10 protein-coding genes and 1 pseudogene are annotated in these 11,517 nt (G+C 75.0%); 9 read left to right on the top strand and 2 right to left on the bottom strand.

The window, feature by feature from the left end:
* Nucleotides 1–289, top strand: a pseudogene (locus tag ABT122_RS32160) (hypothetical protein); the annotation flags it as partial.
* A 351-nt stretch (nt 290–640) separates the two neighbouring features.
* Here the strand turns inward: ABT122_RS32160 and ABT122_RS32155 are convergent.
* Nucleotides 641–2,005, bottom strand: coding sequence for an NsdA family TPR-like regulatory protein (locus tag ABT122_RS32155; RefSeq protein ID WP_351559470.1), 1,365 nt, complete (start codon nt 2,003–2,005; stop codon nt 641–643).
* 470 nt (nt 2,006–2,475) lie between these two features.
* Here ABT122_RS32155 and ABT122_RS32150 point away from each other — a divergent pair, with 470 nt between their 5' ends.
* The 7 genes from ABT122_RS32150 to ABT122_RS32120 all read left to right on the top strand — a co-directional run bounded on the left by ABT122_RS32150 (nt 2,476) and on the right by ABT122_RS32120 (nt 10,230).
* The gene (locus ABT122_RS32150; protein ID WP_351559468.1) at nt 2,476–2,874 is read left to right on the top strand and encodes a hypothetical protein; all 399 of its coding nucleotides are present in this window, start codon (nt 2,476–2,478) and stop codon (nt 2,872–2,874) included.
* A gap of 114 nt (nt 2,875–2,988) precedes the next feature.
* On the top strand, nt 2,989–5,256 hold the full coding sequence (locus ABT122_RS32145) for a hypothetical protein (protein WP_351559466.1): 2,268 nt from the start codon (nt 2,989–2,991) through the stop codon (nt 5,254–5,256).
* A gap of 36 nt (nt 5,257–5,292) precedes the next feature.
* Nucleotides 5,293–6,648 carry a hypothetical protein gene (locus tag ABT122_RS32140; protein ID WP_351559464.1) on the top strand — a complete coding sequence of 452 codons (1,356 nt, stop codon included), beginning with the start codon at nt 5,293–5,295 and terminating at the stop codon, nt 6,646–6,648.
* Nucleotides 6,645–7,886 (top strand): serine/threonine protein phosphatase, encoded by a 1,242-nt coding sequence (locus ABT122_RS32135; RefSeq protein WP_351559462.1) that lies wholly within the window; start codon nt 6,645–6,647, stop codon nt 7,884–7,886. The genes ABT122_RS32140 and ABT122_RS32135 overlap by 4 nt, the downstream gene beginning before the upstream one ends.
* Complete coding sequence (locus ABT122_RS32130) at nt 7,883–9,058, top strand: protein kinase domain-containing protein (RefSeq protein WP_351559460.1); 1,176 nt, start codon at nt 7,883–7,885, stop codon at nt 9,056–9,058. The genes ABT122_RS32135 and ABT122_RS32130 overlap by 4 nt, the downstream gene beginning before the upstream one ends.
* 36 nt (nt 9,059–9,094) lie before the next feature.
* On the top strand, nt 9,095–9,805 hold the full coding sequence (locus ABT122_RS32125; RefSeq protein ID WP_351559458.1) for a vWA domain-containing protein: 711 nt from the start codon (nt 9,095–9,097) through the stop codon (nt 9,803–9,805).
* Complete coding sequence (locus tag ABT122_RS32120) at nt 9,802–10,230, top strand: hypothetical protein (RefSeq protein ID WP_351559456.1); 429 nt, start codon at nt 9,802–9,804, stop codon at nt 10,228–10,230. Before ABT122_RS32125 ends, ABT122_RS32120 begins: the two co-directional genes overlap by 4 nt.
* 79 nt (nt 10,231–10,309) lie before the next feature.
* Here ABT122_RS32120 and ABT122_RS32115 read toward each other — a convergent pair whose 3' ends face one another.
* A complete protein-coding gene (locus ABT122_RS32115; RefSeq protein ID WP_351559454.1) occupies nt 10,310–10,621 on the bottom strand; it encodes a hypothetical protein in 312 nt (103 codons plus the stop codon).
* A gap of 205 nt (nt 10,622–10,826) precedes the next feature.
* Here ABT122_RS32115 and ABT122_RS32110 point away from each other — a divergent pair, with 205 nt between their 5' ends.
* The gene (locus ABT122_RS32110) at nt 10,827–11,324 is read left to right on the top strand and encodes a hypothetical protein (RefSeq protein WP_351559452.1); all 498 of its coding nucleotides are present in this window, start codon (nt 10,827–10,829) and stop codon (nt 11,322–11,324) included.
* The last annotated feature ends 193 nt before the right edge of the window (nt 11,325–11,517 follow it).

The raw sequence follows: 11,517 nt of genomic DNA, 5'->3' as shown, positions 1-11,517 counted from the left end.
CATCACCCCCGACAACGAACACCACATCCTCACCCACAACGCCCACCACCCCTCCCCCACCACCGCCTTCGCCCTCTCCCGCCTCGCCGACCCCGCCCTCGACACCCTCCACCCTTCCCCTACCTTCGGTGTGGATTCCCCTACCCCCATCGGCGTCTTCCGCTCCGTCCAACGCCCCGTCTACGACACCCTCATGAACACCCAACTCGACACCGCCATCGAACAGAACGGCAAGAGCGATCTGGGAACACTGCTCGCGGGCCAGGACACGTGGACCGTGGTCGGCTGAATGAGCCGAATCGGCTCTCCATCGGACATAGGGATTGGACCGACAGATACGATCAGCCCATGTCCGGGTTTCGCTGAAGAATATCTGGCGGATGGCTCATGCTTGCAACGATTCTGCGGGTGGAAATACTTGCCCGACGCGGCCTTTTCTGAAGCAGTGGCCGATTCCGGGATAAACAGCGGGTCATGGATGACCCCTTCACGTTCAGTCCGCCGCCCGCGCGGAAAGACGTCCCGCCGGTCGCGCCCGCCCCGGAGAATCCGCCCGCATATGCCGGTATGACCGGCGTCCCGGAGCCGGGGGGTGAGCCCCGGTCCGTGGAAATCGCGGCCGACGCGGAAATCGAGGACTTCAGGGAGCCGCCCGCGTCCCCGTGAAAGCGCGGGCCCGCTGGAGCACCGCCACCGCGTCGGGCTGGCGGCGGTATCCCCGCAGCGACAGGCGCATCTGTCTCAGGGCCTGGTCAGCCGGGTTCGACTCCAGGCTCGGATAGTGGTCGAGGAAGGCGTGCCAGTGCAGGCACGACTCCTCCAGCCGGCCGAGCGGCAGCAGCGTCTCCGCGAGCCGGGCGCGGACGAGCGCCAGCGGCCGGTGCCGGTCGGCGGCCCGGCCCTCCACGGCCGCCGCGAGAGCCTGCGCCGCCCGGTCGGTCTCCCCGAGGGCGAGCAGCACCTGCCCCCGCTGATAGTCGAAGCCGGGCCGTGGATAGCCGGCGAACGGCCCGGCCTGACTGCTCGCACGGTCGTACCGCGCCTCGGCCGTCGAGAGGTCGGCGACGGCCCGGTGGCGGTCCCGCGCACAGGCGTGGACGGCGGCGCGCTGGCCGAGCAGAAAGGACGCGGTGTACGGATCGGTTACCGGTCCCGTCGTGTCGACGGCGGTCTCGGCGAGCCGCCGCGCCTGGCCGCCGAATCCGAGGTCCAGCGCCTGGACGCTCATGGCCCGCAGGGTGATCGCGTAGAGCCGGCGGTCGTCGGCCTCGCGGGCGAGGTCCAGAGCGCTGGTGAAGTACCGCTGGGCCAGGCCGGGCGCGCCCGCGTCCATGCTCATCCGGGCGAGCAGATGGGTGAGCTGTCCCGCGCCCGTGAAGAGGCCGGGCCGCAGCGCGGGCGCGGCGGGTCCGGCCAGGAGCCGGCTGGTGTCGTCGGCGAGATAGGCGGTGAGCGCGGTACGGGCGTGGGCGCCGCCGTGCACCGCCATCAGATCGCTGAACACCTTGGTCATCCCGTGCAGCCGGTGGACGTCGGCGGGGGTGACCCGGCGGCCCGTGTCCCCGGCGCGGACGGATACGTGCCGCTTGGGCCTCCAGACCGGCGAGGCGCCCGCGGCGCCGACGCTGTACGCGGTCCGGGCGAGCCGCGCCCGCTTGAGCGGTTCGCTGTCGGCGCGGCACAGCGCGGTCAGCCGTTCCACCGCGTCCCCCTCGCCCTGGCGGGGCAGCGCGTCACCGGCGGGCTGACGGTGCCGGACGAGGCCGGTGTCGACCGCCGTGACCAGCCGCCCGCTGCGCGCGCTGAGCGCGGAGGCGACCAGGTCGGGAATGGGCGGGTTGGGGCGGGAGCCGGTGAGCCAGTGGGCGACCGAGGTGCGGTCGTAGGCCAGCCGCATGCCCTGAGCGGCGCCCACGGCGTTGACCGAGCGGGCCAGCTGCGCGGGGCCCCAGTCGGCCTCGTGGAGCAGTTCGGCGAGCAGGAGGTTGGGCTGGCGACGGGCCATACGGCCTCCCTTCGGCGGGCCGCTCCGGCTCCGCGCTCCTCGGGGTCGGCGAACGGCGCGGGCGGGCGGCGGGTGTGCGCGGCGGGTTCGGCGGACCGGTTCCATCATCCCCCGTGGAGAGGCTCCGAAGGAGTGGGCGGCGGTCGCGCATCTACCCAACTCCCCTGCCAGTGCCCCCACTTGAGCGATTCAGTCGTCCAGCGTCCCGTATCGGCCACAGAGGGTGGCCGAATGGCGCCGGAGGCCGCTTCCCGGGCCCTGTCGCCGCTACGGTCAACTCCCGGAAAAATAACGAGTTCCGGTACGTCCCGGCGATGTCCCAACCGCCCCGAAGGGCTCGTCGAACAGGCTTCCCGACCGACACTTTCAGCCAATGTCTTGACTGGGTTCAACCCGGCGTCACCACGGCTCCTAGGGTGGTCCCATCTGGTGCGCCGGGGGGATCGGCGCACGCGCAGGACGGGGGAACGATGGAGCCGATCACCGCGGTCGCCGCCGCAGGGGTAGCCCTGGTGGCGAAAGGCATGCTGGAGTCCGTGGGGCAGGAGGCCGGACGCACCGGCTGGGGCGGCGGAGCCCGGCTCATGGAGCGGATGAGGGCCCGGTTCCGCGGCGACACCGAGGCGGAGAGCGCCATCGACACGGTGGCCCGGGACCCGGCGGACACCACGGCCCGCGACGAGCTCCAGCGGCTGCTGCTCGCCCATATGCTGCGCGACCGGGTCTTCGAGGACGATGTGCGGCGGCTGGTGGGCGAGGCGGTGCCGGCCCGGCGCGGCCAGGGCCCGCAGGTGAACGCGGCCGTCATCAAGACCGCCCAGGTGTTCAACGAGAAGGTCGAGATCCAGGGCGACTGGAACACCAACTGATCGGACGCGAGCGCCGCGCTCGGCGTGCGCCGCTCCCCCCTGCCCGGGGACGGACCGGCCGCCGCGCGCACCCGCGTACTCCCGCACCACCCCGTCACGAGAGTTCATCGGCTCATGAGCAAGGAAGCACCACCCGACGAGGCGCCGGCGGCGCCCGTTCCGGGTCCCGCCCCGGCGGCCGGGACCGACGGCGGCGAGGCGCCGAGGCCCGACCCGCCACCGCCCGACCGGACACCCGGGCCACCGCCCGACCCCGACGGCCCCGTCGGTGAGAGCGACGCCCTGGCCTCGCTCGCCCGGGGCGGCGACGACGACCGCTCCGAACGGAGCGAGGCACTGCGCGCCGGTGTCATCGCCGATCTGATCGCCGAGCGGCTCAACGCCGACACCGCGGGGACCCGCATCGGCACCCTCGCCCTCTTCAACGACACGGTGAGCTTCGGCGGCGGCTTCAGCGCCGGCGGCGGGGCCCGCGCCGCCGGGGCCGGCGGCCCGGCCGGTACGGCGTCGGTGGCCCTGCACCCGTCGGAACTCGCCGACCACACGGAATGGTTCATCCAGCCGGAGGAGTACGACACGGCCCTGGAGGCGCTCCGCGCCGACCGGCTGGTGGTCCTCACGGCGGCCCCCGGGACGGGCCGCGAGGCGGCGGCGGTCAATCTGCTCGCCGAGGCGCTGGCGATGAGCGGCACCGGCGGGGACGGGGCGGACGGCGCGGGCGGCTGCCACCGGCTGCTGGACCCCCGGCCGGTCCTCGGAGCGGGGTGGGAGCCGCCCGTGCGGGAGTGCGGTCTGCTCGCGGTGGTGGACGGCGCGGCAACGGGTGTCCGGGCCGTCGACGCGGCGGCCGTCCGGGGGCTGCACGCGGCCCTGCGGGCGTCCGGCTGCTATCTCGTACTGATCGGCGGCCACGATCTGGAGCTGGCGCTGACCGGGCTCGCCCCCGGTCTCCCGGCCCGGTTCCGGCTCTCCGCCGTGGACCCGCTGACCGTGGTGGAGCGCCGGGTGCTGGGGCACGGCGCGGACCGGGAGAGCCGGGACGAGCTGCGCGCCCTGCTGGAGCGCGGCGGCGCGGTCGCCGCGCTGCGGGAGCGCCCGTCCGCCGGGCACGCGGTGCGGCTGGCGTCGGTGGTGCGGGCCGGAGGCGATCTGGCGGCGGCCGTCGCCGCGCTGCGCGACCCGAGCGAGCAGGTGCGGGAGTGGTTCCACCGGCACCGCGACCCGGACGCGCTGGCGTTCGCGCTGGCCGCCGCCGTCCTGGAGGACAGCGGCTATCTCACGGTCGCCGAGGCGGCGATCCGGCTGCGGACCGCGCTGAGCGAGCCCGTGACCGCACCGCCCGATGTCCGCTTCCGGGACCGGCTCGCCGACGAGCAGTCCTGGCTGCGGCTGGAGCCGGCCCCGGAGGGCGGTCCGCCCCGGGTGCGGTTCCGGTCCGCGCTGCTGCGGCAGGTCGTCCTCGCCTGCGCCTGGACCACGCTCGACGGCCGCCGGGACGCGCTCCTGGAGTGGCTGCGCCGGCTGCTGACCCACCCCGATCTGGAGGTGCGGGCCCGGGCCGCCGTCGCGGCCGGTGTGCTGGCCTGGGCGGATCACCACTACGCGGTGCACCGCTTCCTCACCTCCTGGGCGGGCAGCACCTCCTGGCCGGTGCGGCAGGCGGCGGCGACCGCGCTCGGGGTGGCCGGCAGCCGGGCCGACACCGAGGACCCGGTGTGGGAGCTGCTGCGCACCTGGGCCAGTTCGGGCACCTCCGCCCACGCGCGCCGGCTCGCGGGCACGGCGGCGAACGCGGTGGGCGGGCTGCTGGGCCGCAACTCCCCCGGCCGCGCCGTCCAGGTGCTGCGGGCCGCGCTGGACCGGGACGACGACTGGGGCACGCTGGCGCCGGTCGCCTGGGGCGGTGTCCATCTGATCCACCAGGGGCGTGCCCGGGAGGTCCTGGACGCCTATCTCGACTGGTCCGAACCGCAGGACCTGTCACCGCCGGTGGTGAAGACCCTGTCGGCCTTCGTCTTCGCGGTCTCCCTGCCGTACGAGGAGGGGACGGCGGGCTCGGCGCGCGGCGCGGTCCCGGGGGTGCCGCTGCTGCTGGCCCGGCTGCGGGAGAACCCGGAGCGGCTGGCGGAGCTGTGGGCCCGGGCGCTGGCCCGCAGACCGACGCAGGAACCCGCGCTGGACGCGCTGCGGGAGTGGCTCGATGTGTACGGGCCGCGCTGCCCGGGGGGCCCGGCGCGCCTGGCGGAGCTGGTGGCGGCCATCGCCCGCAGGCCCGGCAAGCACCGGCAGCGGCTGCGGTACTGGCTGGACCGCTGGGCCCGGGACCGGGACCGGCCCTCCGAGGCCGCCGCCCGGCTGCTGAGTGCGGTGGAGCGCGGCTGAGGTGCGACGGCGAGCGCGAGGAGAGGAGAAGCGGCCGTGAACGAACTGACCTACGACCCCGTCCTGGACCGTCAGCCGCTGCCGAAGTGGCGGCTGGGCAGTCCGCTGAAGCCCCCGGAGCCGGGCCGGGCCCTGGTGCTGGTCCGGGAGAGCGGCGGCCCGCTGACGATCAGGAGCGGCGAGGAGGTGCCGTCCGCGCGCTTCGGCGCGTACCAGAGCGTCTTCACGGTCGATCTGACCGAGCACCGGCTGCTGCTGGACATCGAGCCGCTGCTGAGCCGGGACCCGACCTTCTCCTTCCGGAGCCGGGTCGATCTGGTGTGCCGGGTGGCCGACCCGGCGGAGGTGGTGCGGCGCGGCATCCGCGATATGAGCGGCGCGCTCTACGGGCATCTGCGGCGGATGCTGCGGGAGGTGTCGCGGGAGTACGACATCGCCGAGTTCCACGAGGCCGAGACGGCGCTCAACGCGACCCTGCGGGACTTCACCGGGGACTCGGCGATCCGGCTGCGCAATATCGGCGTCGAGCTTCTCGTGGACGAGGAGGAGATCGCCGCCAGCGGTCGGTCGTTCCGCGATGTGGTGCGCGAGACCCGGCTCGACGGGATGCGCCGCGACCGCCATCTGCGGGTGCTCCGCGAGGAGGGCGAGGCGGGCCTGGTGGCCGAGATCATGGAACGGGAGGGGCCCCGGGCGGCGCTCGCCTGGGTCGAGCAGCGCAAGGCGGACGAGCGGAACGCGCGGCTGGCGGCGGCGGAGCTGGTGCTCAAGCGCGGCGACGCGGACCGGGAGCCGTTCGAGCAGGCGGAGCTGGAGCGCGCGGTGGTGGAGGACGTACTCGGCGACGGGGGCGGGCTGTTCGGGGACGGCGGGGACGGCTCGCGGCGCGGACGGCTCAGGGGCGCGCTGGCCTCCGGCGGCCGGGACAGGGACAGGGACCGTGAGCCGGACCGGGACCGGGGCCCGGAGGAGACCGGGGAGCGCTCGCCCCTGCGCGGGGAGGTCGTACCCCCGCGCGACACCGCCCCGCCCGACGACGAGCCGCTGCCACCGCCCGGCGGGGGCCGGCCGTGGGGCACGGGTGCCATGGACCGGGACGGCGGCCCGCGCGCGGGAAGCGGCACGGACGACCGGCGTACGGGAAGCGGCCGGCCCGGCGCGCGCGACCGGGGGCGCGGGGACGGCCCGGACCCGGGAGGCGCGGGCCGGGAGGACGACCGGGGTGCCGGGAGCGGTGGGTCCGGTGACCGGCGCGGTGGCAGCGGCGGGCACGGCGGCGGCGCGCCGGGCCGGGCCGGTGGTGGTGACGGCGGGGCCCGGCGGGAGAGCCGGGTCCGGGGGACGGCCGGCAAGCGGCGGCCGGACGACGACAATCGCGGGGAGCGACGATGAGACGGCGCGACAGGTCATCCGGCGGTTCTCCGGGCGGGCCGGCCCACGGCACCACCCCCTGGCACGCGATCGACGGCGGCGGCCCCCCGCCCGCCGCACCGCTCCCCGCGCCGGAGCCCCGGGCCGGGTACTCCCCGCCGGCCGGGCAGCTCCCCACCCGGTGGCCCGGCCGCGCCGACGGCCCCGCCCCCGGCCCGGACACGGGCAGAGTCCCCGAGCCCCCGCCCCGTACCGCCTGGACCCATGAGCAGCCGGAGCTGATCTCCGTGGCCGTGTGGACCGAGCGGGTGCCGGGGCGCGGCGAGGACGCCGAGCCGCTCTTCGCCCATCACCAGGAGAGCGGACAGGGGCTGCTGGCGGTCTTCGACGGCGCGGGCGGCGCCGGGGCCTCGCCGGTCTGGCCCGCCCCCGGCGGCACGGTGATGACCAGTGCCTGGACCGGTTCGCGGGTCGCCAGGCTCGCCACCGAGTGCTGGTTCCACGAGGTCGCCCAGGGGCTGGACGAGCCGGGACCCGAGCGGCTGCACACCTATCTCGACTACTTCCTCTCCCATGCGCCCCAGCGCCGCAGCAAGATCGCCGGGACCATGCGCCGACAGCTCCCCACCACCCTGGCGGCCGTCCACTACACGACCCGCGCCGACCGCCGCGCCCTCGAACTGCGGGCGCTCTGGGCGGGTGACTCACGGGCCTATCTGCTGCGCCCGGAGCGCGGCCTCCAGGTCCTCACCCGGGACCACACCCGCGAGAGCGACGCCCTGGAGCTGCTGCGGAGCGACCCCCCGATGACCAATCTGGTCGGCGCGGACCGCCCGTTCACCGTGGCCTCGCAGCTCCAGCAGGGGTTCGAGCTGCCCTGTGTGCTGGTCACCGCCACCGACGGCTGGTTCGGCTATGTGAACACCCCGGCGGACTTCGAGCGGGTGCTGCTGGGGACACTGGCGGACGCCCGCTCCGCCCGGGAGTGGGCCGCCCGGCTCAGGACCGAGGTCACCGGGTACACCGGCGACGACGCCACGCTCGTCGTCACCGCCCTCGGCTACCGGGACTTCGACGCGCTGCGGGAGGACTTCGCCGGGCGGCGCCGGGAGCTGGACGAGCGGGTGGGCAACTTCGGGACGGCCCACGGCCCGGACACGGCCGGGCGGTTCCCGGCGTGGCAGGACGCGACCTGGCAGGCGTACCGCGCCGACTACGAGGCGCTTCTGCCGCCGGAGCCCGAGGAGGGGATGTCATGAGACTGGGTGACACGATCGCGGGCTACCGCGTCATCAGCGAGCCGACCAACGCCAATGGCGGCAAGTGCATCTGGGCGTTCGCGAAGAAGGACGGCCAGGAGTTCTTCCTCAAGCAGTTCCTGGACCCCAAGCGCCCCCGGGAGGGCTCCGACCCGGCGAAGCCGAGTGTGCGCATCCGGCTGGAGGTGTGCGAGGAGTTCGAGGCCCGGCACCGCACCATCATGACCCGGCTGCGGCCGGACGCCCGGGGCGGCGGCAATCTGGTGCTGGCCCGGGACTTCTTCCACCAGGGCAGCACCTACTACAAGGTCACCGAGCGGATCGACACCTCCTCCCTGGAGAAGCCGGAGGCCCTGGAGCCGAGGCAGAAGGCGGTGCTCCTCAAGACGCTGGGGATGAGTCTTCAGCAGCTCCACGACATCGATGTGGTGCACGGCGACCTCAAGCCGCTGAACGTCCTGGTCCAGAAGCGGGACGGCGCCGCCTTCCACACCGCCAAGCTCATCGACTTCGACGACTCCTATGTGTCGGGGAGCCCGCCGGGGCCGCAGGACATCGTGGGGGACTCGCTGTACGGGGCGCCGGAGTGGCGGCGCTACCTCCAGGAGGACGGCTCGACCGGGCCGACGGCGCTGACCTGCGCGGTGGATGTCTTCGCGCTGGGGCTGATGACGCACTACTACCTGACGGGCGCGGCGCCGGGCCACGGCGACCGCTACGGCTCCCCCGCCGACGCGGTCAACGCGGGTGAGGCGCTGGAGATCGACCCCCGGCTCTCGGACACCATGCGGGGCCTGGTGCGGGCGATGACCGCGCGGGCGCCGGGCGGGCGGCCCCGGATGGCGGGGTTCCTCAAGGCGCTGGCCGATCCACAGGTCTGTGCGCTGCACCGGCCCCGCGCGGGCGGGGCGAAGCCGGGGGGCGCCGCCGCGCCGCCGGCCGCCGCGGCGGGGGGCGCGGGGGGTACCGCCCCGCGCGCCAGCAGGATTCGTACCAACCTCAAGGGCTCGGGGGCCCGCCCGGCCGCCCCGCCGGCACCCGCGCCCTCGCCCTCGCCGGCGCCCTCCCCGGCGCCCAGGGCGGAGGCCCCCGCGGAAGCACCGGCTCCCGCGCCCACCGGGAAGACCTCCCGTGTCCGTATCAATCTGAGCGGCCAGCGCGGCTCCTCCTGACGCCGCCCGCCCGTCCCACCCTTGAGGAGAGAGCACATGAACGCCGGAAACGATCAGTACCAGGGCAATCTTCAGTACGCGGTCGACCTCGTGCTGTGCATCGACGCCACCGGGTCCATGTTCCCGGTCCTGGACGCGGTGAAGGCCAGCGCCCTCCAGTTCCACGAACGCCTCGACGAGGTGATGGGCAAGAAGGGGAAGGCGATCAGCCAGCTCCGGCTCAAGGTCATCGCCTTCCGCGACTTCGGCGACGACCCCTCCAACGCCATCGAGCAGACCGACTTCCTCCGACTGCCCGAGCAGGCGCGGGAGCTGGAGGCGTTCGTCCGCACCATCGACGCCACCGGCGGCGGCGACATCCCCGAATCGGGTCTGGAGGCGCTGGCCCTGGCGATCAACGCGCCGTGGGAGAGCGGGCTGGACCGGCGCCGCCATGTCGTGGTGATGTTCACCGACGCCCCGGCGCACCCGCTGGGCACGGTCGGCGCGTCCGCCGCCACCTATCCGCCGCACATTCCGCGCTCCCTGGACGACCTCTTCGAGCAGTGGGGGTACGCGCGCAGCCAGACGGCGGTGATGGAGCAGTCCGCGAAGCGGCTGGTGCTCTTCGCCCCCGATCAGGCCCCGTGGTCGGACCCGATCGCCGAGGAGTGGGACCTGACCCTGCACTTCGCCTCGCGGGCGGGCGAGGGCCTCGAGGAGTTCGAGATGGACGAGATCATCGAGACGATCGCGAACAGCCTGTGAGACAGCTCCTGGAGTGGGACGGCTTCCGGCTGCGGGAGGACGAGGAGCGCGGCACGCTGATCCTCCGGACGGAGTGGTCGCGGATGGAGGTGCTCGCGCGCACCTGCGAGTCGATCGGGCTGCTCGCCCACGGCGCCGGACCGCGGCTGATCCTGCACTTCACCGACCGGGCCCGGCAGGGCGAGGAGCGGGTGGTGGTCCGGGTCGCGGTGCCGGAGGACCGGGTCCACGACGCGCGGGAGGCGGTGGAGCTGCTGCGCCGGGCCCATGGCATCCCGGAGGCCGCCGAGTCCGAGCAGGAGGAGGAGCCGCTGGTGCGGATTCCCCGGGACTCGCCGGAGTGGGTGGTGTCGCCGGCCTCCGGGATCAGCGACGCGCTGTACGCGGAGGTCTTCGGGCGGATCGAGTCGGAACGGGTGTCCTGAGGCCCCGGTCCGGGAGCACCAGGGGGAGAGGGAGTCACGGGGTGACGGCGGCGAACTGGCGGTGCCCGGAGTGCGACAGCTACAGCGGACCGGGTGACACGGCGTGTGTGGCCTGCGACACCCCGCGCGGCTCCCGGGCACCGGCCGCGCCGGCCGCCCGGAAGCCGGCGCCGGCCCGGCCGCCCGGGGACTGGCGGTGCGACAGATGCGACACCAACAACGGTCGGGGCGATCCGTCCTGCCTGGTCTGCGGGACCGGCTGGCGGAGCGCGGCGAGGAAGGCCGCGACGCCGAAGAAGCCGAGCCCCAGGAAGTCGGCGCCGAAGCCGTCGCCGAGGAGCACGGCGAAGCGGCCGGCCCCGAAGCCGGCGGCCGGGGCGGGCGCGGCCACGGGGGTCCGGCCGGGGACGGGCGGGGGACCCGCCGGGAGCACGCGCCCCGGTGCGCCGGGCGCGGGTCGCCCCCGGGCCACCGCCCGCCCGCGCTCCGGCGGGGACGCGCTGTTCCACCCGCCGCCGGGCGGCACCGGCTACATCCCCACCACGGCCCGCGTCCCGGCCCCGGCGCCCGCGCCCGCGCCGAGGCCCCGGCCGTATGTGCCCCCGCGCTATGCGCCGCCGCCGAGGAAGCGGCGCAGCGGGGTGAAGGGCTGCTTCATCGCGCTTCTGCTCTTCTTCGTCGGCGTGCCGGTGGCCCAGTACGCCATCACGGAGGGGTACGAGTCCCTGAGGTCCCCGGACGAGGAGAGCGCGGGGCCCTCGCCGGCGCCGTCGGGGAACGCGCCGGGGAGCTGCCCGTCCCGGATCGCGGCGGAGCTGCCGAAGGGGGCGGGGGCGTCGCTGGAGGTCGCGTACCGCACCGGGAACAAGCAGATCGTGCTCTGCCGGACGAAGGGCGGAGAGCTCTACTACTTCGGGGAGTTCAGCGATCGGCGGGAGGCGGGGGTGAGTATGCGGGCGCGCGGGACCTCGGAGGGGTATACGGCGCGGAATGGGCCGTATCGGTATGAGATCCGGGGTGGGGTGGTGACCATCTATGAGTCGGGCCGCCGCATCGGGAGGGAGTCGCTGACGCGCGAGCCCTCCCCCACCTGACCCCCCGCCCACCCCGGTTGCCCCGAGCACCCCCAGCCCGTCCAGCATTTCCTGGCAGCCCGCACAAACCCAGCCCGTCCGGCGATTGAGGACGGACCCCGCACCACAGGACCCCGCACGCTGCGGGCCACGGTCGGGGGCCAGCCCCCGAACCCCCGCTCCTCAATCGCCGGAGGGGCTGGGTGGTGCGGCT

It is taken from the genome of Streptomyces sp. NPDC001985 (genome assembly GCF_040296845.1).
Taxonomy (GTDB): Bacteria; Actinomycetota; Actinomycetes; order Streptomycetales; family Streptomycetaceae; genus Streptomyces.
The sequence above is the reverse complement of the archived record's forward strand: the minus strand, read 5'-3'. Positions and strand labels throughout refer to the sequence as shown.

Coding starts and splice junctions, on each gene's coding strand:
- ABT122_RS32155 (WP_351559470.1), bottom strand. CDS start 2,005: ATGGCCCGTCGCCAGCCCAACCTCCTGCTCGCCGAACTGCTCCACGAG.
- ABT122_RS32150 (WP_351559468.1), top strand. CDS start 2,476: ATGGAGCCGATCACCGCGGTCGCCGCCGCAGGGGTAGCCCTGGTGGCG.
- ABT122_RS32145 (WP_351559466.1), top strand. CDS start 2,989: ATGAGCAAGGAAGCACCACCCGACGAGGCGCCGGCGGCGCCCGTTCCG.
- ABT122_RS32135 (WP_351559462.1), top strand. CDS start 6,645: ATGAGACGGCGCGACAGGTCATCCGGCGGTTCTCCGGGCGGGCCGGCC.
- ABT122_RS32130 (WP_351559460.1), top strand. CDS start 7,883: ATGAGACTGGGTGACACGATCGCGGGCTACCGCGTCATCAGCGAGCCG.
- ABT122_RS32125 (WP_351559458.1), top strand. CDS start 9,095: ATGAACGCCGGAAACGATCAGTACCAGGGCAATCTTCAGTACGCGGTC.